Genomic DNA, 23,493 nt, shown 5'->3' with positions numbered 1-23,493 from the left:
TTGGATAGTGCTAGGGAAGCTTGGGCACACCTACTCCTAAAATAATTGATCACTTTGTAATGATAATTGAGCGGTTTCCGAGTGGAATTGATCACTTTTTCCAAACAATTGATCATTTCGCAAATTCCCAGCTATTTTTATTAAAAATCCACTACCACTACCCATTCCCTATTTTACAAACTCTCCATCTCTTTTTTAATCGACTCAATTAGCTTTGATGAGTTGTTTACTAGCCCACTACGAATGAGTAAAGCAAGTGCCTCATCGACCGTTTCCACACCGGTGCCGAGCTGAAAAATCTTCACCTTATCTAACAAGCTTTTCGGTAATTCAATTGTAATAGACTCCGTTTGTTGAAGTACTTTTTGCTGTTCGACATGCTCACGTGTAATTATCTCGCTCACAGGAATGGTAATTTCTCGTCCAAATGCCGTTTCAATGAACGCGAGCTTCGGCATATTCCCCTTGTTCATACGGATATTGCGTTCTAGTGCTTGCGAAATCGACTGTACCGGATTGACCGCCGAGCTGGCAACAAGCTGTGCCTCATGAATACGTCTTGCAATTTCAAGCGATTTTAATGATGTTCCCGCCTGTTGCAGCACTTGAAAGGCCGCTTGTTGAATGGTTAACATAGATTACCTCCTAAATAATCACTAATAATCATATTCCCGAAAATAAAATCACTAATAATCATGTTCCAACTAAAACAATCATTAGTGATTATACATGATTATCGGTGATTTTTCTACTTTATGCCTCATTTCAAACCCCCAAAACCATTAGTTAAATTATACCTTTATTATGTTAAAAAATCACAAATATTCCCTTATTCAACACGGTAAAAATGGAAATTCCATTCGCATTAAACATTCAATCAGCAATTATGTTTATGTATGTTTACTTAAAACAACGAATAAAGCACCACTATCATATATATATAGTGGCGAACAGTTTTGAGCTACATCCTATACTTTAGTACTTGCCGTTTGCTAACACCGCAGCTTCTGCGTAATTTACCTCATTGTTCACGTAACCCATTAACATAATCCCAAGTACCCCTACCATTAACCATCTAAACTAAATTTCCGCCTCTTTTAGTATTTAAGCGGGCTCCGGATATTTTAGCATCCGAAATAACCCCTACTTTTTTTTTACTTTTGTTTGGAAAATAAAAAACTTATGACCAATCTAATTTGATTGTCATAAGTTTTTTGCAGTTATATTAATTCCGCAACTTCCATTGCTTTGTATAGCAATTTTGCCATTTGTGCACGTGTTAATTGGTCATTTGGGTTAAAGGTATTTGTTGAATTTCCTTCAAAAATATCAAGCAACTCCATAAGGGCAATACTATTGCGAGATTCGTACGATAAATTTTTTATATCGGTAAAGCTTGCTTGTTGCTCATTTTTCATAAGTGCGACGTCCATGTTTAAATGTCTAAACAGACGGGCAAAAACAACCGCTGCTTGCTCACGTGTTACAGTTCCGTTCATATTAAAGCGTTTATCATTAATGCCTACCATAATATTTGTATCCACTAGTGCTTGAATTAAATTTGCATTCTCTGTGTTGCGAACATCCGTCAAGTTGGATGACGATGTAGACGTTAAATTCGCCGCACGCGCAACCATGATGGCAAAATCGCCGCGTGTAATATTTTGGTTGGGGTAATAATTTGATCCACTTGCACCTGATACAATACTACGTTTCGCAAGCTCATTAATATACTGGCTATTGGCATTTGATCGCGTATCGTTGTAGCCCGATGCACCTGTAGCTGTCGATTTTGCTTCCGCTACAAATGTCCCACCCGTTTTCGTCTTAATAATAAATGCATCATTGCGTATTTGGTAAGTAACTGCCTCTAATGTACCGTTCGCTAATTTCCGGTAAATCATCGCGCTTTCCGTAGTAGAAAGCTCACTAACTGGCACTTTGATTTCCACAAAATCAGAGAATGTTTTTGGCGCATAGCCTTCTGTAAAGCTAATCGTAACCGATTTATAACTAAGTGTTGTCGCGACTGTTACTGGCATTTCTTTTAATGCTTTTAAGTCTTTTATTGGCAAGGACAGCTCGATATTTGATGAAGCAGTTAAAATTAATTTTTGCTTGTCCAATTTGGCTACATCCGATTCGAAAACCGTCGCTGTGTAACCACCATTACGGTAATCCATCAACAACTCGCCTTGATCTAGGTCAACTGTCGCGACCGCATCAGGAATGTACAATGGATCGAACTTCGGAGGCGTTACTTCAATACCACCAGAAGGCTTTTGTTCTGTGTAATATGGATAATAATTGATATATAAGTTAATGTAATCCGGGTCTGACCACATTGTTTCTAAGTGGACTAGTTTGGAATACGCTGTTGCATGCTTTTTTGCTTCTGCAGATAGCATATTATAATACGCACGTGCTTTTGCGATTTCTTGTGTTGTCGAGTTGCGGTTTAAATTTACCATGTACGCATCAAATGCCGCGGCTTCTTTTTTTGCTGCAGCAACAACTGTTTCTTGGTATTTTTGATACGCTTCAAATTCGGCAAGTCGGGCAATATTTGTCACATACGTTTTCGCTAAATCCGTTAGTGCCTCATATGCACGGCGAATCGATTGTAATTCTTTTGTCGATGTTGACGTTTTAATTTTGGCGATGCGGTCGAACACCACTTTCGCTTCAGCTTGGGCTTTTTCATGTGTGTCTTTGTATTCCGTTTCTTTGCTTGCTAATAAGCTTGTCAATTTACTTACCGCACTTGCTGAAACCTGCCCTTTTGCTTGCTCAGAAAGCGCATCGTAAGCCGCTTTCACTTTTTTCACTTCTTCTAATGTTGAACGATCACTTAGCGCGTTGATTTGATTTTCAACGACAAGCGCTTGTTCTTTTGCTAGTTCCTCGGCTTCTTTTTCCGTAATTTTTCTCTCTAGCTCCACTAACTTTTCTAAATTCGTTACATACGGCTTCACATTAGCATCAAGTGCCTCATATGCCGCGCGAACCTCTGCAAGCTTTTCCTTCGTGCTGTGGTCGCTTAGTGCTGTAATTAGATTAATTACTGGCTTTGCTTTTTCCTTCAGCGCATCAATACGTTCTTTTTCTGCCTCCGCATCAGCCTCACGTGCTTCGACAGCTGCTTTAATCTTGGCAAGATTGGCTTTTTCTTTAACATACCCTTGAGCTGTAACACCTATAGCTACATACATGTCTAATAAAATATCCAACTCTTCACGAGTTACAGTTTCAATTTTTTCATAAAGACGAAGGATTTCTTCGTCAACTGCTTTTGCTGCAATTCTTTCATTAGGGTTAACAATTATTGCTTCAATCTGCTCTAATTTTTGGAGATTCTTTAATTCCCCTCTTGCACCATCTGTTAATTCTTCGACTAGTTTTCTAACTGCGTTCACTGCCGCTATTGTAGAAATTTCTGTTAATTTACTGATTTCATTATCTACATACGCTGCTTCATAAAGCTCTAAACGCTTAATAGCTTCTGAAGATACTTTTTCTTGGGCACCTTCTGTTAAGTCATTATATTTTGTTCTTAAATAATCAAAGTCAGTTAGTGCTGGTGCTGCAGGAATTATCTCATTCAAATCATCCATAATTTCCTTAGTTACAATATTAGCTTCAGCAAATTCTAGTTTACTAATGTTCGTAACAAAAACTTTTCCTTCATCAGATAATGCTTCAAAATGCGCTCGCGCTGTATTAGTAGCTGTTCCATCAGGGCTTTCGCCTAAAGCCTCAATTTCCGCTACAACATCTAATGCAGCTGATTTGGCGATATATAAGTCATATTTAGCTTTTGCTTTGGAATTAATTAAACTTTTCCCATACGTAGATAATGCAGCATAGTCCGTTGTAAGTTGTAGTAAATAGGTTGCATAATTATCATCCGTTAATGTAATAGCAAGGTTGTTCCAATTTAGGGCTGCTGTTGTACTATCGATAATATCCTGTGCAATAGTGTTTAACTTAGTAACCAAATGGGCTGGTACGTTGCCTTGCTTATCATAATCTTTCGTTTTTAATGCAATATATGCCTCATTTGCTGTTCTAAAAGCAAGTTCACTAATATTTTCTGAATTAAGTAATTCTATTAGTTTCACTACATTAATAACATCTTGATCCATCCCTGCATAAAGGTGCATGTTGATTTTAAATGTACTTAAAATCGGTTTGGCTACTGATTCACCGGTAGCTGTATAGCTTATACCTTTGATATCAATATAACCTCTAATAGCTGGTAAGAAATTGTAATACTCACTGCGGGCTCTTTCAATTTGTGTAATAGTTGGCGTTGTTTGCGTTATTGGGTTTGTTAATTGAATCCATCCATATAATTTATCTAAAAATGCAATTGCTGTTTCCTTATGATTTGTTGCCTTAGATACAGCATTAGCAATTGTTGCGCTTCCTATATATTGTTTTTGAAGATTATCAAGATCATCATACTCACCTTGTATACGTTCGGTATCTAAAATAAACGATACTGAGTTTTCATTTAACCCACTGATAGCATATTGTATTTTTTGCGCTTCTTCTTTATCAGCTTTCACTGTCGCTTCTAATGCTATTAATCGAGAATTCCAATTTCCCGTCGCGTTTTCACGATTTTTTTGTGATGGTGTCATTGCATTATATTGGGCTCTTGCTTGCTCTACCCCAGTATATGATAAATTCGTCTGTAATTTTTCTACTTTAGTTTGCCATGTTGACACAACACCTTCATCTACACTTACTTGGTTTCTAATTGTTGTTAATTTATCGATGTTTGCTATTTTATTTTTTTCACTTGCCGTTAAATTATTAATTAATTCGTCAATTCTACTAATTAACTCTCTATAATTAGGTAAATAAATATTTAATTTTTCGATTTCTTGCATTACTAAATTCAGGCCATTATAGAAATCTGTTACTTCAAGATTAGTAAGCTTGCTTATATCCCCAACATCAATTTTTTGTTGTAATGTTAATGCTTCAAATACTAATCGAGCTTTAATAATTTCTAGTGCTACAGAATCAGCATCTAATGCGTTAATTATTGCTTTTACTGCTTCAACTACTTCATCAGTTGAACCGTTTAACACCATTGATTTAGAAAGACCATTAGTTGTCTTATACTTTAATTCTCCTTCAATGATTTGTAATTCTGTAACGGATTCAGATGTAATCGAAGTTAAATCCGTACCATCTAATTTAATTTTATAAATTTGTTGGTCTGCTAAATTAATAAAATATAGCCACCCATTAAATTGTTGGAGAAATTTCACCTGTAAATCAGCTTGGTCTGTACTGATTGGCAAACTTAAACCCGTAGTTAAACCATTTGTTAAATCATGCTTTCTCAATTTATCATCCGATAAATTTGAAAAATACACGACCGAGCCTACGTGCACAGAGGAATTAAATTTTTGGAATTCATCATTATAAATAGTTCCCCCATCAACGATTTCGAGAGTATGAATTGTTTCAGCAGTATAAGTACCACTATTAGTTAAAAAGTGTTTATACGAAATTTGCTCATTACCATTAGACGTTAAACTTAATAAGTCATCCAATAAAACATCCCAATAATACCATTTATTATCTTCCATTTTTACAATATTCCACGAATGTAGCGCACCATTTAAACGTCCTGTAACATGACGAACTTCTACCCCCATTATTCTTGCAGCTTTATATGCAAGCAATGAATACGCATGTGCACTTCCATTTCCAGTTGTCAATAATGTATGTACGGCATTTGGAAATTTTCCATTTACTACATTATTAGAATATGTGCCAAGCTTGATAATATAATCGTGAGCTAGTTTAATCTTTTCTAATGATGATTTAACAGTATAGCCACTGAATTGTGTGTAAATCATATTTTCTGCTGTTTTATTATCACTACTATTCGTCAAATAGTTCATGCTCAATTGAATCGTCGCAACATTATTTTCATAACGGTACGTATATTTATAACCGTTGAAAATGCCCTCTAAGCTTTGATCTGATTTTGGATCTGGTTGTGTATATAAATCACTAAAAATCTCTGTAATAGCACCATTAACTAAATTATAGATTTCTCCCTCATTCGCAATAGGTGTCCCTGCTGGAGATTTTGTATATTTAATTGTTATATTTTTGTTAAAGTTCTCCATTTCCGCTTTTAATAGCGGTTTTAATGTTGCAACATCTGTTACTGTCAATGTCGTCCCAGTATTAAAAGTACTAATACTACTCGTTTCAATTTGCGGGAAGTTACCAGGTACAACTACTATTCCTTCTTGTACGGCCTGTTCTGCACTTACCCTCACTTCATCCACTACAACCACCGCTGCCGGAACAGCCAGTAATGTTGCGACGATTAGTTTTTTATTTTTACTCATAGTTAAACCTCCTTTATTTTGTTTAGAAAATATTAGTTAGGTGGATTTTTTTATAAATTATTTCAGGTTATATAGTGTTTACATATATTTATCGTACGTAAATTTGCAAAAAAGTTTATTAAACTATCATTAGATTAAATAAGCTATAAAAAAATAAAGTTAGACATGGTTATAAACATTTTATCGGTTAAAATGTAATAATTTTCAATTTTTAAATATTTATTACTTCTGCTAAATTGACCGAACTGGATTGTAGTGAGAATCACAGTAGGACTACTAAACTTTCCGAGACGTTTTGATGGTGGTCACTAGCTACTTTTTAATATCAGCGTTCTAGAGAATATTATATTTAGCGCAAAAAAAATCCTTTCGTAGCTATCGTTGCTACGAAAGGATTTTGATGATTATAATTATGCATGCTCAAAATCTCCCTACTATACTTCAAACTTCGAACATATGTCTGCTTTTAAGACTGTATTTTCTGCTCCTTGCAAGCCCTTACCGATTATTAATTGATACATATGAACCTTCACAAAGCTTGTCAGTGGCCTAGTGGTAATTTGTTGGCCGCTTATTTTTATTTCTGTTGCTACTTCACGTCCGAAATTATCATAAACGTGAACAAGTTTTCTATTGGCTACTTCTTCAGAAATGCGGATTGTCCAAACTTTATTAGTTTCTTTTGTCTTTAAATCCTTCCATGGATCAATAATTGTAAACGGTAATTGACCATATTGCGCTGCTAATGTTGTCATTGCCTCTAGTTTGTCTCGTTCACTAACAGATTGCTGGGCTTGCGATGATAATGTCTTAAACGTTTATTGCTCAGCAGCTAAATCCGTAAAAACCCTACACATTTTACACATAGGAAACCCCTCCACAAGGTTAAACAATTGTGCAGGGGACGCTTTGAACTATTAATTTAATTCTCGTCTTCACACCTAGTGCATATAAAAATTAATTTACTCTACAACGAAATACTTCTTCCCCATTGATGTGCAGCTGCATAGTTATTAATCGCAATTTGTAGCGTATAAAGTGCCGTATCAACTTCTCGTTGTGTAGCTAATGGATTATTTGCAACAGCTTGTGCACTGTGAATGGCATTTTGGAATACGATGAGCTCATTTAGTGTCGTCCATTTTTGTGTCGTTCCAATATCAGTTCCATCGATAGAAGTTTTGACAAATGTAATAGCTGATATTTCAGCCGAGAGATACGCTTTATTAGTTTGCGAATAATTCCCCCATTTTTGAGCTGCATAATAACGTTTTATTGCAGATTGTAATAGTGTATAGGCGTTATCTACTTCTGTTTGTGTTGCATAATAATTATTTATAACAGATTGTGCAACAGTTACTGCATTGTGTAATACTTGGCGTTCCTTAGATGTCGTCCATTTTTGTGCCTGTCCGATATCTTTACCATCTATTGATACGTTAACGTAGGCTATAGTTGAAATTAGGTTTTGTAACGAGGATTTATTAGTCGCCACTTGAATAGGGCCAATGACTTGTATAATTGTGTCATCATCATTAATCAGATGAATTAAAACATTCCCAATATAATAATCTGTACCTGCCTGGGCCTTGACATAAGTTCCAGCGGGTAGTTTAATTTGTGCCAATTTTCTTTGCGCCTCTAAATAAGTTGCCGATAAATTCCCTTCCCACTTTATATTTAAAGTTTCTATTATTGTTCGCACCTGGGCAAATTCACTTTCTCCTGAAGTATCATTGTAGAGATAGTTATTTAACGTACTGGATTCAAACTCACGAATTTGCCCTCTCACTAGATTATAATTTAGTACAGATGCCTGCGCGCTTCTTCCAAGAGGACTAATCAGTTTCTTAATATATATATAGTCTCCTAGTGAAATTCTCGTAATAGAATTATTGAGGATTACTTCTGAAATTTGTCCGTCCCCTGTCAATGTAATATCGCTAGTACTATTCACTGCAATTTGTTCAATAGCGCCTGAACCTGAGATTGTAATTGGTGTTGTCGTATTTACGTTTACTTTTTGAACACGTGCATTAAGCGTTAATGATGCTAACCGTTCCGAGGCACGGACATCCAATAATATGTTATTTGAATTAATTGTGACATAATTTACTTGAGCATCAATTGTTTTAATCAATGAATCCTGTAGTGAAATCGTTGGGCCAGAGTAGAACGATGTTGAGCTAACACGATTTCCTATTTCTAAATTTCCATCGACGGATATATTATTTGTAGAGAAATAGTTGGTGACTTCATTTGCAATTGTTAGGTTACCGTTAATTGTTACGTTTTTAATCGTGAGATCATCGGCATTTACAAGCACATTTCCTGGAATAACGAGATTTCCTCCATCAAATGTCGTATTGTCGCTATTCAGGGTTACACTAGATAACCGAGAGATTTTGTTATTAGAGACGCGTATAACAAGCTGTGCATCTTGTAATGCTTTACGATTTGTTGCGTGGAGGAGTTGCTGCAATTTCTCATCTACGCGATATGTTCCTTGCGATGTTTGAATCGTTGTACTCGTAATATTTTTTACCGTAACAGAAAATTCGCCGCTTTGTCGTTGTGTTGAAGTCACAATTGGTTCTGCCCACTGTGATTGCTCTGCACGTACAATGAAGGCAGCTAATTGCCCACGTGTAACATTAGCTGTTCCGTTAAATGTTTTAGCAGTTTTCCCAGTTGTAATTTGATTTTCATAGAGCGCAGCTACATAATATCTATACGCTTCTGGCACATCAGTAAACGGAAGTTCATCTGCTAACGTTGTTTCTAATTGAAAGGCATTCGTCAAAAATTTTGCTATATGATGACGTTGCACATATGCATTCGGACGGAATGTACCATCTTCATAACCACCGATAATACCCAATTCCGATAGGGCTGCAATCGCTCCGTAGTATGGATGCGATGTCGAAATATCTCTAAAGTATGGATTTGTTACATCATCTGTATCCAGTTGAAGTACATCCGCAATAATTTGCGCTGTTTGTCCACGTGTTAAGTTCTGGTGCGGTCGAATTGTACCATTTGGAAACGTTTGGACTACGCCACGATCATAAAGTTCGGCCAAGGCATCATAAAAATAATCCGATTCATGGACATCATTAAAATAAACACTAGCAACTGTTGGCACTGGTGCAAATGGTGTTACCGCCGATGCTAGTACCGCAGTAGCTACAGTTGCTTTAAAATAATGTAACTTCTTTTTCATTGCTCTATCCCCTCCGTTACAGGTCCACGCTTTCCTCGAATATATATACTACGATTATATAACACGAGATACCAAAAGGTAAATAATGTTAAATTTGCACAAAAAAACTACACAAGACTAAGCTCATGTAGGGTGTAAATTGTTATTATTAGATACCAGAACAACCTTTATATATAAGTTTAGATTTATTGCTTAAAGAATATTCAGGCATCACATTGTTTTAATCTAGACACCCCAAATGCATCAGATGGTGCGATATTTTTTGTAGTTTTAACTTTAGCTTAATAGTAGAAGATCAAACAGTTTAATATGGCTTCATATAATTTCGTTTTAGAAGTAAAAAATATATCCCTAAACATTTTATAAAGGAAGGGTACTAAGTTTATGACAAAATGGACTCTACACCACTTTACCTTTTGACACCTTATGGATTAGGTAAAGTTTGCATTTTCGAAGCAATCGTCATTATCTTATTAGATATACAAAATACGGCACTGACAACGAACAAAGACTTGCAGCTTGAGCTTTCTCAAAATTACATAAAACGGACATTCTCTTAAATAGCGCCTTCAAACATTTACTCAAAATAAATAAGCCAATATAACCAAACATATCAATATACACTAAAACACCGAAAACTTATCCACAACTATAACGATATAGCAAACCATTCATTCAATACTACGATGTCGGAGATAAATTCTGTAATAAATAAATTTACCACGAAATATTTGAATTGATCCTCATAGACATCGATTTCGATATCCAAGATTGGATCTGCAATTAATGATGTTTGTATTTTATAAATTGAATTGAATTGTTTCATACCTGGTACCTTCTATCTAATTAACTCATTCTGAAGATTATAAGAAATAATTCAACTGTATGTTAATAGGTCGCAAATAATGTAAAATATAACCAAAATAACTCAAGGAGGTATTTTATTGAAAAAAATAATTGGTATGTTTTTTGTGTTGAGCATCCTGTTCGTTGGTGCTACACCTTCATCTGCAAAATCATTATTTAAAGATGTGCCCGTCGATCATTATGCGTATGATTCCATAAAATGGGCAAAAGATTTTGGGGTTATTGGGGGCTACCCTAACGGCACATTTAAGCCCAACCAAGTTATCACGGAGCAACAATTTGCAAGCATTCTTGTCAATTATTTTGACCTCGAACAAGTTGATGAGGAATTAAAAAAGCATACCCCTGCTACGACTGCTTCCGACGCAAATTATGAAACTTTGGCTGCTTATAGTGTCCCGCTGAATGGCTATTTTGACAATTCGATTCGCGGAAAAGCGGTGAAACGTGGCGTAGTGGCACAGGCAATTGCACACGTAGCAGACGGCAAACAAAATTTAAGTAAGTCGATTGAATTTTTACTGGACCATGCCATTTCAACGGGGCAAAATCCACAATATGAAAACAAAGACATCGCCAAATTTTTTGGTGCAACCAATAATATTACACGCGCCCAAGTTGTCTCTTTATTCCACCGTTTAGACCTAAAAGATTATCATTATATTTCGGATGACGCTGAAAATAGCTATATTAATACAACAAAAAAATCACTATTAGAGCGTGCCAATGCCGGCAAAAGTCAAGTGGATAAATCATTACGAACAGGAGCACTAGGATCTACGACGAGCACAACAACGAATTCTTGGAACGGGAATTATTCCTACTATTACCGTTGGGGTAGCGGTGAATTTGACCAAAGCGGCCGCAACTTACGTATTTCTAAAACGACTGACGAAAATTTTTATATTGAACTTGAAACATTTGACGGTCGCTTCAATGGCACTGTCAAAGGCTATGCATCCATCCTTTCCAAAACGAAAGCGATGATGTACGAGCCCGTAAAAGGCAATGGTGACCGCTGCGTTATTGAATTCGAAAAGCTTTCGAACGCAATAAAGATTACAGAACTCGACTGCGAATCCGAACGTGGCGCCAATACAAATTTTTCGGGGACACTGAAGAAAAAATAATTACGCCAACTAAAAAAACGCTCTGCAGCATCTCAGCCGCAGAGCATTTGTATGTTTATAAATTATAGTGAATCGTGTGTACACTCGATGCACTACGCGAAAATTTTAATATTGCTGAAGCACGGGTTTAATTTTTCCCCTTGAATACCAATTAACTAACACCGCAAAGGTAAGCCCCATCATGACAGCTGGCACCCCTACTATAACCACTCCGCCTAGTAAAAAGGTTGAGCCGCCCATTACACCTATCACAACGGCGGCTTGCACGCATCCCATTAACACACAGCCAATAACTAACATGCGTGCTTGGTTGCGGGGGAAATATTTTCCTACAATATATTTGACCCCCACATAGCATGACAAAATTAGAAAAACATACGGCGGAATCCCATAAAACGCAATCGCCAACAGTATATCCGTGGGCAAAAGTTCTTTACGTAAGAAACTCGAGTTGCCAATCACCAGCATATAGCCAAGGAAAAACGGCACAGTACCAATTATCAATTTATGTCCTGGTTTCATTGCTAGCCCCTCGCTTTTAATGAATTTCTATATCGGAAATTTTAAAGGCGCCATTAGCATCTGTGATGACCGTGTATGTTTTGTAGCGGTCATAAAATTGATAGTCCCCTTTAGCACTATAAAAGTCGAACGTTTCATTCATATAAACATAGTAGGTGCCACCAGATTGCGTGACGTCGAGCACTTCATTACTCGTAAAATAAAAAGAATGGCCTTGGCCTGCGATGTCACCAATATAATCCTCTAATTCCTTATAGACAATACTGCCCACATCTAGCATGTCTGCCACCCAGTAAAAATCGCCCTCATTTAGCGCCATTTCATAATACACACGGAAGGACTGCACATATTGCCCGGCAAGCTCGCCATCCGTTTCGATTGTCGTCTGCGGAGCGCTGTAATTATAGACCCTGGAAACGGCCAGAACCTCACTCGCTGTTAATGGACTAATGACCCACTGATCGAACTGTTGCATCATGCTATAGAGCGGAATGGAAAAGGCGAAATTTGTGCTTGTTTCACTCGTAATAAGTAAGGAATTTATACCCACAACCTTCCCTGTTTTCGCATCCACTAATGGCCCACCACTACTGCCCTGATCAATTTGTGCATCTACCTGGTAAATTTGCTTGTATATAAAGCCAAATTCAATATCTCGCCCAATGCCCGTAATATAACCAATGGACGCGGAATTTTCAAAACCTAGAGGACTTCCAAGCGCAATAACCTCTAATCCGACTGAAGATTCAGCTGGTTCAACGGCTAGTGGCTCTATACTGGCATACTCTGGTACGTGAAGGAGGGCAATATCATACTTTTCCGAAATACCGACAACGGTTGCCGCAGATTCTTGACCGCTCGAGTTACGGACAACAACATCCACTTCCCCTTTTACAACATGCGCATTTGTAATCACATAGCCGCCTTTTTTGTATAGAAAACCTGAGCCCTGACCAGACGATGCAAGAATCGTATACACTTTTTGTTGGACACCTTTAATCAACGCGACACGATCATCTTCTTGCTGAGGATCTTCCGGCTTTTCAACCACTGCATCAACAGGAATTGGTTGGACGGTTTCAATTTCGTTCAATTTACTAATTTCCTCATAGTTGGAATTGCTCGCCCTTTGTTCGCCATTAAAATAATCCCATAATCCATAACCGACCCCACCTGACACTAAACAGCAAACAAGTGTCAGGAGCCACGCCCATACTGGAATCCCTTTTTTCACAATCCTACTCCCGTTTAACTTCTCCCCGCAGCTCGCACAAAACTTATGATCCTCATCATTTTTCTGGTAACATTTTGGACAATTCATCGTATCATCCTTCCGTAACATCCCATTACTGTTTATATCGACAAACAACAGGATAATAAAGTAAATTCATCCCATGTTGCACGAGCTTGAAAAAAAACGCTCCAACAACATATCCCTTTTTCGAATCAAATAACAAGTATCTATAGTTAAGGATACTTTTTAGGAGGAACGTTCATGATGAAATTTTTAATTAAAGATCGGCCGGTTATATTTTGCAGACAGCACCCGCAATTAGCAAAACACAATAAAATCAATTAATGACTTACTGAATTATGGGGATACAAAAAGATATACCTGAAGTCATTGATGACAACGTAAGACAATGGTTAGAACATCCAGAGCTTTATCCATTTTTACTTCCTACTACTCTATTTCGAATGTCAAATTTTTAAAGCTATTTAGGTGATGCTAAATTTCCCCCAAAATACTCCACTCAACAAGATATTGCACTAGATTATAATGAGGGTGAAGAATGGCGATCTTTCGAAAAAGTATTTTACTATGTGATAATTGTCATATATCGGCGTATGACAATATCGTGTTTAACAATACGAAAAAAAGGCGCATAGTTATCTTAAAAACAAAAGATGGTGATTGTTAATGGAAATGATAATGGCAAATCAATATAACAAGAAAGAGGAATTTTTCAATGCACTGACGCATGGTGTTGGTTGTTTTCTAACGATTCCCGGCTTGTTCCTACTGTTAAATAAAGCAGGAGCTTCGACGATTGAATTGGTCAGTTATACAATTTTCGGGTTGGCGATGTTTTTAATGTATTTATCCTCGACGTTGTATCATTCAGTACCGGCGCAAAAAGCGTTTTTCAAAAAGCTCGATCATAGCTCAATCTTTTTGCTTATTGCAGGAACCTACACTCCGATTGCGCTTGTTGCGATTGGTGGAAAAGTGGGCTGGACGATTTTCTTCATTGAATGGACCTTAGCAATTATCGGCATTGTTTTAAAACAATTTTTTGTGTATCGTTTTAAAATTGCGTCACTACTCGTCTATATTGGCATGGGCTGGCTCATAATTTTTGTCTACGAGCCGCTGCTTGATTATATTTCGCTACAAGGCTTTTTAACGTTGCTATCGGGTGGGATCTTTTATACAGCAGGAACGTATTTTTATAAGAACAAAAAAATTCCGTATAATCATGCAATCTGGCATCTATTCGTCATGGGCGGTAGCGCTGCCATGTATGCAAGTGTGTATTTTTATTTATAATATAGGTAAGCTTGCGCAGCTGCGCAGGCTTTTTTTTATGTGAGTCGTCTAGCTACGTTTAAACTTAAAAACTGAATATATATGTAAAATACAACCAAATCATAAATTATTTATTACGAAATCGAATTACTCTTCGAAAAACCGCAATCATCTCTAAATCCATTCTCCATAATCTATACATTTTTGCGTTTTAAATTACGACTAATTTACAAAATTTAACTTTTTGCATTCCCTTTCGATGCTAGGAATATTTAAATTAACTACAAATGCTATGCAGAAATGAGGTAATTTCATTGGTTTTATATTATGAGGAATATGGGGATCGCAATGCTTTCTGAATTTATTAAAGCAGCAGCAAAAAATTGTTTCAGGGTTTTCATTGTCCCATTTTTATGAATGGGTATTTTTTATATCGAATTAGGATAAAGCTTTATATAATTAGCTTATTACAAATAAAAAAGGTGTGTAAAAATGATTAATAACCTGAAATTAACAAACCTAAAAATTAATAATATAAAAAACGTTGTGGCTGGCGAAATTGATTTAACTGTAAAGAATAATATTAATAATGTATTAGGAATTTATGGGCAAAACGGCTCCGGGAAGACGGCTGTTGTCGATGTGCTCGAATTATTCAAACACCTTGTCAATGGGGACCACTTACCTGACTATAGTGCCGATTTAATTACAACTAACGCTAAATTCGGTGCTGTTGAAATACAATTTCTCATTTCTGATACTGAGTCTAATACCGATTATCAGCTCACATATTATTTTGAAATCGAAAAATCAAAAAAACAAAAGGAAAAAAACGCCTCCCCATTTCTCATTGCTCGCGAAGCCAATTCCCATACAAGACAGGATAAAAAGAGAGCAATTATTCGCAAAGAACAAATTTCAATAAAAAATCTAACCAAAAATACGCGAATTAAAACACCAATCGTTTTTGATCGAACGGCACAGGAAGACTTTAAGTTTTTAAAAATTTCACCCGCCCCTTCGTTCAAGAAAAACATTCACTTCATTACAGATATTCTTTTTAGCAAAAAAACAGCAGAACACGATAGCAAATCATTTTTATTCCTGTCTGAAACAATTCAAACCTTGAGCGGATTATGTACAGATGAGGTAAACGGCTCCAACTCTAAATCGGCTGAGCCATCTGAAACAGACATGGCCACGTTACAAGAAATTTTTAAAACGCTCTTATATTTCAAACAAATTGCAGGGCGTATCATTATTTCCTCCAACAGTCGGAATGGCTTTTTGTTTTCAAACTTAGCCCTCCCTTTAAATTTTATTTTTGAAGATATAGAAAATAATTTCTCACAAAACATTGAAATTGCGCTCCCTATTAAGAGCTCAAAAGTCATCAATCAAACACAATACACACTTGCTCTCAATATTTTAGATTCCATTAATATCGTATTGCCGTTAATCATTCCGAATTTACAGGTCAAAATTAAAGTATTAAATGAAGAATTACTGGAGAATGGGGATACTGGAAAGAGAATAGTACTCACAGCGAAACGAGGTGACCACCAGATTCCATTTTACGGTGAATCAGATGGCATCAAAAAAATCGTTTCCATCTTGGCTGGAATCATTCAAATTTACAATAACAGTAACGCCATTTTTGTCGTGGATGAAATTGATTCGGGCATTTTTGAATTTTTATTAGGTGAATTAATGGAGCTTATTTCGGAAAATGCGAGCGGACAGCTCATCTTCACCTCTCACAACTTACGCGCGCTTGAAGTATTAGATTATAAAAGTATTATTTTCACAACGACGAACCCGCAAAAGCGTTATTTAAAGGCAAAAAATATTAAGGAAAGTAATAATTTACGCTCGGCTTATATAAGAGGTGTTCAACTCGATACCTTTGCCGAACCTTTGTACAAATCGGCCAACCTATCTAGGATTAAATTAGCTTTTATTAAATCCAATAAATTAGCACAACTAGCATTAAAAAATGATTTAACAAATTCGAAAAAATAATTTTAGGAGAAATAATACTATGAAAAAACTAATTGCCATTATTGTTGAAGGACCTAGTGATGAGGTAATTCTTGCTACTGGTTTAAATGATTTACTGGATGATGAAAATTATCGTATTAAAGTTTTCCATGGCAATCTTTTAACGAGCGATCAAAATTTATCTTCCCAAAAATCCTCAAAAGCGCTTATCGGGGACTTTGTAAAAAAGCAGATTATCGAAAAATTACACTTAAAAAAAAATGATATTTCTCATATCATTCAACTAGCAGACATTGATGGTGTTTACAATACCGAGGTCACGTTAACTGCCATTCGGGAACTTCATCAAACACGGTTGAATGAATTATCCACGACATCGCAAATACTTGATGTGCCTTACGCTCTGTATTATATGTCTCGAAATTTAGAGGATGTACTGATTGGAAAAGCGGACTGTACGGATGCTGAAAAGAAGCAAATTTCCGAGGACTTCATTATGAATTATTCGGAGGAATATGAGAAATTCAAAGCTTTTTTTGAATCGTTTACGACCAATAAATTTTCGGACTTCCACAGCTCCTGGCAATTTATTAAAGAGAATACCGCAACCCCTACTACGAATATTGTGTATTTTTTTGATTTAATTGAAGGTATTTATGGTGAACCCTATTAATTATTCCTTATCTAAAAGTGCTGTTAAACACTACTGTTGTTTTATGAGCTACTACAACCGTGCTAACGGCTAATCCGGGTGTGGTCCTAGGGGGCAATACCGCATGGATGCGCATATTTGCTAGCCGCTGTGCAAGGCGCGGTTATAGTTAGCTTTTACTACTAATATTTAATTCCATAAATACAAAAATGTTAGTTAACATAGCCTAATAGAAAATAGTGTATCCGCCCAGTGCAGAGTGCTTCTACTAGGATGCGTTGCAGGTTCAAAACTGGGATGTGCAATGCATCCGCAGTATGGTACGATACGTTTTACATCGCTTAATAGAAAGAGGACTTTAATGGCAAAATCTACTGAAAACTTAAGTTTATTTAAATTAACGTGGCCAATTTTTTTAGAATTATTTCTGTTTATGCTCATGGGGCTTGCCGATACGTTCATGCTAAGCGCAGTATCCGACAATGCGGTCGCTGGTGTGGGAACAGCAAACCAGTACATCCAAATCGCCATTTTAATTTTAGGTGTAATTGGAACAGGCGCATCGATTGTCGTATCACAATATTTAGGTTCACGGCTCGTTGCAGAAGCATCCAAAATAGCCGCGTTATCAGTAACGCTAAATTTAATTGTTGGCTTGATAATTAGTGGTGTATTGCTGTTGTTTTCGGATCACATTATGAAGCTGATGAATTTACAAGGTGCGGTTCTTGGCTATGCACAAAGCTATTTAGCAATTGTCGGAGGCTTTATTTTCATCCAGGCACTCATCACATCCTTATCTTCGGTTATTCGGGTGCAAGGCTGGACGAAAGAAACGATGTATGTTTCTCTTGGAATGAATGTCATGCACGTCGTCTTAAATTACATTTTTATTTTCGGGCATTTTGGTGCACCGGAGCTTGGTGTAGAAGGAGCGGCGATTTCGTCTGTGATTAGCCGCGCACTGGCAGCCGTTGTGTTCTTCTGGTTACTGTACCAAGCACTTGAAGTTAAGATTAATTTCCGAGATTACTATATGTTTTCAAAGGAATACATTCATAAAATTTTAAAAATTGGTATCCCTTCAGCACTCGAGCAAGTATTGTATCAAACATGTCAAATAGTACTGCTCTACTACGTGACGTATTTAGGGGCCACGTCTTTAGCCGCACGCCAATATGCAATGAATATTTCGATGTTCACGTATTTATTTGCGATGGCAATTGGCATGGGGACTGCGATTTTAATCGGACGTCATGTCGGTGCAGGTGAACAAGACATCGCCTACAAGCGGGTTTGGTTTAGCGTGAAATCCGCACTCATTTTCACGCTTGTCATGGTTGCGGTCGTGATGATTTTCCGCGAACCATTTATGGGTCTTTTCACGGACAATCCAGACATCATTCAAATCGGCGCCAGCGTCTTACTTCTCAGTATCTTTCTTGAAACTGGACGCACGATTAATATTACAATCATTAATTCATTACGCGCTGCTGGAGATGCTACGTACCCTGTGAAAATCGGCCTGATTTCTATGATTGGAATCAGTTTATCGCTCGGCTACCTATTCGTCTTCGTGCTGGATTTTGGCTTAGTCGGTGTCTGGCTCGCTATCGCTTGTGACGAATGGATTCGCGCCATCCTTGTACTCATTCGCTGGAAAAGCCGCAAATGGGAACGCTATGCCATCGTCACTGCTAAAAAGTATTAAAAGGACATCAACTCGCCCCAAAATAGGGCAAGTTGATGTCCTTACTTGTTTGGATGGGAAAGTTATACATTCTTACCTACCAAATTAAACCATACAATAGTCTTATCTATTACTAGTTTAAGTTGTAAACATATAACAATAAATACTATAATAGCCTTAATATAATAAATATATTAGCACATCACATTGGAAATACATTTAGTACCGTTCAAAATGCTTGGGGGTGGGTGTAGAAGGCATGACCATATTAATTATTGGAAGTTCACACAAAGAATTTCTGCGATTAAATAATTATTTTAATACATTAGACATTACAGGAATTCGGCGTTTTATGACGGTTGAAGAAGCAAAGGATGATCAATCGAGTTTTTTACAAACAGAGGTAGATTTAATTATTTTTGATGTAATTTTTACACAAGGATACGATGAAGAAATCTATCAAAATATCCAATTACTGCATCGATGGGTTGATGCGCCCATTCTTCTTTCCACCACTTATGATAAAACGAAGACCATTGAAAAAGCATTTGAATGCGGTATTTTCGACTTTATTCCGAAACCGTTTAGTTATACTCATTTTAAAGCAAGGATACAAGTAGCTTTGAAATATCGAGAAGAAACCAAATTGCGGAAGCATCGAGAAATGAACTGGCAAAAGGAATTAGCTATCGCAAAAAAAGTACAAAAAAATGCATTAACCCCTCCCCTAAGCCTAAAACATATTCAGGTTGATGGATTATACGTTACGTCAAATACATTAGGTGGAGATATGTATAGTTGGTTCAAAATTAATGATGATTTGACGGCAATTCTGTTATTTGATGTGATGGGGCATGGAGTAGCTGCCTCGCTCATCACAATGTCGATCCGGTCCTTGCTAAAAGGCATGATCACTAAATTGATAGATCCCGTTTTTGTAATAAATGATCTCAATCGTCACATTTATGAATTGTTTTCGGATGAAAATATGGATCGATTTTTAGTTACTGCCATTTATATACTAATTGATACTAAAAATAATACATTACATTATGTAAATGCGTCTCATCCATCTGGGTTTTTATTTGGTAAGTATGGGGAAACCGTGATGCTTCCGGCAAATACACCTATCTTAGGATTATTTCCAACGACCCAAGTCACTAAAAAAACGTTAAAACTATCGGGATGGAGTCGAGTCATTCTTTATACAGATGGTTTGCTTACACTTAATGAAAGTCAAACTATTGATGTGAATCAATTTCATTCATATGCAGATCAAGACAACGCTGATGCCCTTCAAATATTTTCAGAAAATAACAATTTATTAGAAAACTACTATAGCGATGATATAACAGTAGTTTCCATTACGATTACATTATAAGGGGTGTATACTCTATGGAATTTACGCTTAATTTAGTACCTAATCGACAGGCAATTTCTTTTGTTGATCAGACGATGGCTAGCTATATGAGCTTATATAATCTCCCTAGTAAACGGGAATTATGCTTTGTTGTTCATGAATTAGTCATTAATGCAGTAGAAGCGATGGGAAATGCTAAGGAAAACACATCAGAAAAAATTCAAATACATGTTTCGCAGGACGATGAAGAAATCAAGGTTATTGTAATTGACCATGGAAAAGGGATACCGGAGACAGATTGGGAGGAAGCTCTTAAATTTGATCTAGGAGAGATCAGTTTTTCGGATCGCGGCCGAGGCTTATTTTTTGTAAAAAATATGGTGGATAAAATTTGGTTTGAAAATCTAGCAGAAACAAAATTTTTAGTTGGTGTTTCAAAAAAAATAGATGTGTCATCGGAGGAATTATAATGAAATGGACAATCCGCAAAAAGATGAACCTACTTATATTAAGTTGTATTCTACTTCTAACGTCCCTTCTTGCAGGTATTAATTTTTATGTAGCTAAAAAGAACTTATTGGAAAGTGCGGATACTAAACTTGCATCGGACATACAATTAAGTTACGAGTATCTAGATGCTAAGATTCCTGGTGAATGGACAATCATTGATAACCAACTGTTTAAAGGTGACGTCAATATGGTTGAGAATTATGATATTGTCGATAAAGTTGGTGAGCTAACAAATGGGAATGCCGTTTCCTTATTTCAATATGACACAAGAATCAGTACAAATGTAGTAGAAGATGGTGAACGTGCAGTACATACAAAAGTAGCCGATGAGGTAGCTAATGTTGTATTGGAGCAAAAACAACGATTTACTGGCTCCGCACATGTTTTAGGAAAATTGCATCAAGGTGCCTATGATCCTATATTAAATAGCCAAGGAGATGTTATTGCCATTTGGTCTACAGCTGTTCCAGCAGCACCTTATATTAGTATTGCTACAAAATCCGCGTTGGAAAATATCGCTGTTTCATTAGGGTTGGCGGTTTTGATCATAATTTGCATTAGTATTTTCATGCAACGACAAATTATCGCCCCTATCAATAAGTTAAGTGCCAATGCAAGTGAATTAGCAAATCTGAACTTGAATGTAGAATTATTAAAGCCTAAAGGAAATGATGAAATTGCTGATTTAGCTCACGCTTTTAGAGACATGAAAGATCATCTGAAAGAAACAATGACCATTGTAGCTGGTAGTGCCAATCAAATCGCGAATTCTTCTCTTTTACTAGCAGAGTCATCACATCAAACAAGTGCAGCGGCCAATCAAATTGCGTTGACGATGAACGATGTAGCAGTTGGCACGACGACTCAATCTGATCAATCTGAACGAATTGTAAAGATGATGCAACAAACAATCGATGAAGTGACTCGTAGTTTAAACCAGGCAGAAGAAACGTTAAAAAATGCAGTAGATTCAACGCATATTGCGCGTAAAGGCGAAGAGGCAATTAACGAAGCAATCAAACATTTAAGCACGGTTACGCAAACGGTCTCTTATGCGACGGATTCTATTCAAAAGTTAGGAAAGCGATCGGAAGAAATCGGTGGAATTATTACAGTGATTACTGGAATTGCCGACCAAACGAATTTACTTGCCCTAAATGCCGCTATTGAAGCAGCTAGAGCAGGCGAGCAAGGTAAAGGGTTTGCGGTTGTAGCATCGGAGGTTCGTAAACTGGCCGAGCAATCTAGTTTAGCTTCTAGACAAATAACGAATTTAATTAATGACATCCAAGCGGAAACATCCGTTACTGTTCGAACAATGGAAAGTAATTTACTTGCTGTTGAAGAACAGGTTACGATTATCAATAAGGGTGGAGATGCTTTAAAAGAAATCGTTGAAAAAGTAGTAGAAACAGAAGAAGGTGTCGAGCAAATGAAATCTGCATTTGCTCATGTAAACGCGAATTCTTTAAGTGTTCAAAAGGCAATTTACGATATTTCGACGATTATTGAAGATTCAGCAGCCGCTACAGAAGAAGTAGCCGCAACATCTGAAGAACAGTATGCTACAGTAGCAGAAATTACAGAAAATTCGGATGAACTAGCAACAATCTCCAACAACTTACGAAACGAAGTAAATAAATTCCAATTTTAAAAAGTAAAATAAAGTATTTTTTATATAGGATAGAAAAATGGGGGGCAATTTTAAGATGGATCATAAAGAAACGGCTATAAAAATTGATACTAAGACAGATTATATTTCAATCGCATTTTCAGGTGATTTAGAATACGGAATTATTGAAGATATAAAAAAAGAGCTACAAGCCCATAGTTTTGAGACGGAGCATAGCTATATTATTGACATGCAGAGAGTAACGAATATTGATAGTACTGGATTTGGCATGATCGTCAATTTCGCGAAGAAAGTATCTGTTAAAGGAAAAAAAATCGTCATTATTGTTGTCGATGATTTCATTCTAAATTTATTTGCTATTTCGCAATGTGATAAGGTGTTCCCTATTGTGAAAAATGAGGAAGAAGCTAAACAGGTTATAAAGGAAAATTGGACCGGCGAATTATCGTTAAACGAGTATTGATCGTCCTCAAAGCACCCTTCTTCGCTGCGGAAAAAGTAGGCAATCGGGGTTGGTAAATTATTAACTATGAAAACGCTCGGGAGCAATGGTGCCCCCGAGCGTTTTGTGTTTTATATATTGAGAATTTACCCGATAGACTTTCACCGTAATTTGTCTGGTTGCTTTTCTTTCGAGCTATGATAAATTTCATTGTTTAGAAAACAAACAACCTTCAACAACATAACAAAGAATACAGTCTCTCTATTTTTTCTGGGATAGACTTTCAAACTCGAAATGTTTAATTTGGCGAGATTAACATACGACTTATTAGAAATTAAGCGTCATTGGCACTTAATTACGGTTAAGTTGTATCTTCATTTTGTCTATTTGCGTTTTTCAAGAAAAAAGAACAGCCTTACAAAAATAATTGGAAAGCATAGACGCTTCATCATGCTATGCTTCCCTCCATATTTATTTCAATAAGCGCTAGTTCATTACACCGGTACATCATCCTTAATTATTTACAAACAAAAAACGCCCCGTAACA

At 36.6% G+C, this 23,493-nt stretch carries 17 protein-coding genes; 10 read left to right on the top strand and 7 right to left on the bottom strand.

The genetic code is table 11. The features are described from left to right. Positions 1-173 precede the first annotated feature (173 nt). From MHH87_RS00995 to MHH87_RS00975, 5 genes are all read right to left on the bottom strand, one after another. Positions 174-635 (bottom strand): HTH domain-containing protein, encoded by a 462-nt coding sequence (locus tag MHH87_RS00995; protein WP_340747488.1) that lies wholly within the window; start codon positions 633-635, stop codon positions 174-176. Positions 636-1,220: 585 nt separating this feature from the next. Beyond that, positions 1,221-6,386: an S-layer homology domain-containing protein gene (locus MHH87_RS00990; protein WP_340747487.1), complete on the bottom strand. Its 5,166-nt coding sequence runs from the start codon at positions 6,384-6,386 to the stop codon at positions 1,221-1,223. 434 nt (positions 6,387-6,820) lie between these two features. Next, complete coding sequence (locus MHH87_RS00985) at positions 6,821-7,141, bottom strand: hypothetical protein (RefSeq protein ID WP_340747486.1); 321 nt, start codon at positions 7,139-7,141, stop codon at positions 6,821-6,823. Positions 7,142-7,353: 212 nt separating this feature from the next. After that, entirely contained in the window at positions 7,354-9,609 is a 2,256-nt protein-coding gene (locus tag MHH87_RS00980) for an S-layer homology domain-containing protein (protein ID WP_340747485.1), read from the bottom strand. A 649-nt stretch (positions 9,610-10,258) separates the two neighbouring features. Further along, positions 10,259-10,435 carry a hypothetical protein gene (locus MHH87_RS00975; RefSeq protein ID WP_340747484.1) on the bottom strand — a complete coding sequence of 59 codons (177 nt, stop codon included), beginning with the start codon at positions 10,433-10,435 and terminating at the stop codon, positions 10,259-10,261. A gap of 118 nt (positions 10,436-10,553) precedes the next feature. Between MHH87_RS00975 and MHH87_RS00970 the strand changes: the two genes are divergently transcribed. Beyond that, the gene (locus MHH87_RS00970) at positions 10,554-11,606 is read left to right on the top strand and encodes an S-layer homology domain-containing protein (protein ID WP_340747483.1); all 1,053 of its coding nucleotides are present in this window, start codon (positions 10,554-10,556) and stop codon (positions 11,604-11,606) included. Between the two features lie 105 nt (positions 11,607-11,711). Here MHH87_RS00970 and MHH87_RS00965 read toward each other — a convergent pair whose 3' ends face one another. Further along, on the bottom strand, positions 11,712-12,128 hold the full coding sequence (locus tag MHH87_RS00965; protein ID WP_340747482.1) for a hypothetical protein: 417 nt from the start codon (positions 12,126-12,128) through the stop codon (positions 11,712-11,714). A gap of 16 nt (positions 12,129-12,144) precedes the next feature. Then, on the bottom strand, positions 12,145-13,449 hold the full coding sequence (locus MHH87_RS00960) for a trypsin-like peptidase domain-containing protein (protein WP_340747481.1): 1,305 nt from the start codon (positions 13,447-13,449) through the stop codon (positions 12,145-12,147). A 272-nt stretch (positions 13,450-13,721) separates the two neighbouring features. Between MHH87_RS00960 and MHH87_RS18840 the strand changes: the two genes are divergently transcribed. The 9 genes from MHH87_RS18840 to MHH87_RS00920 all read left to right on the top strand — a co-directional run bounded on the left by MHH87_RS18840 (position 13,722) and on the right by MHH87_RS00920 (position 22,967). Next, complete coding sequence (locus MHH87_RS18840) at positions 13,722-13,841, top strand: conserved phage C-terminal domain-containing protein (RefSeq protein ID WP_445683065.1); 120 nt, start codon at positions 13,722-13,724, stop codon at positions 13,839-13,841. A gap of 208 nt (positions 13,842-14,049) precedes the next feature. Then, entirely contained in the window at positions 14,050-14,679 is a 630-nt protein-coding gene (gene trhA / locus MHH87_RS00955) for a PAQR family membrane homeostasis protein TrhA (protein ID WP_340747480.1), read from the top strand. Between the two features lie 471 nt (positions 14,680-15,150). Beyond that, entirely contained in the window at positions 15,151-16,680 is a 1,530-nt protein-coding gene (locus tag MHH87_RS00950) for an AAA family ATPase (protein WP_340747479.1), read from the top strand. Positions 16,681-16,699: 19 nt separating this feature from the next. Then, positions 16,700-17,332 carry a hypothetical protein gene (locus MHH87_RS00945; protein WP_340747478.1) on the top strand — a complete coding sequence of 211 codons (633 nt, stop codon included), beginning with the start codon at positions 16,700-16,702 and terminating at the stop codon, positions 17,330-17,332. Positions 17,333-17,672: 340 nt separating this feature from the next. After that, entirely contained in the window at positions 17,673-19,022 is a 1,350-nt protein-coding gene (locus MHH87_RS00940; RefSeq protein ID WP_340747477.1) for an MATE family efflux transporter, read from the top strand. A gap of 238 nt (positions 19,023-19,260) precedes the next feature. Further along, the gene (locus MHH87_RS00935) at positions 19,261-20,382 is read left to right on the top strand and encodes a SpoIIE family protein phosphatase (RefSeq protein WP_340747476.1); all 1,122 of its coding nucleotides are present in this window, start codon (positions 19,261-19,263) and stop codon (positions 20,380-20,382) included. Between the two features lie 14 nt (positions 20,383-20,396). Continuing rightward, a complete protein-coding gene (locus MHH87_RS00930; protein WP_340747475.1) occupies positions 20,397-20,831 on the top strand; it encodes an ATP-binding protein in 435 nt (144 codons plus the stop codon). Then, positions 20,831-22,525: a methyl-accepting chemotaxis protein gene (locus MHH87_RS00925; RefSeq protein ID WP_340747474.1), complete on the top strand. Its 1,695-nt coding sequence runs from the start codon at positions 20,831-20,833 to the stop codon at positions 22,523-22,525. Before MHH87_RS00930 ends, MHH87_RS00925 begins: the two co-directional genes overlap by 1 nt. Before the next feature lie 55 nt (positions 22,526-22,580). Then, a complete protein-coding gene (locus MHH87_RS00920) occupies positions 22,581-22,967 on the top strand; it encodes an STAS domain-containing protein (protein ID WP_340747473.1) in 387 nt (128 codons plus the stop codon). The last annotated feature ends 526 nt before the right edge of the window (positions 22,968-23,493 follow it).

This window comes from Solibacillus sp. FSL H8-0538 (genome assembly GCF_038003525.1).
In the GTDB taxonomy this organism is placed as follows: Bacteria; Bacillota; Bacilli; order Bacillales_A; family Planococcaceae; genus JBBOPI01.
The sequence above is the reverse complement of the archived record's forward strand: the minus strand, read 5'-3'. Positions and strand labels throughout refer to the sequence as shown.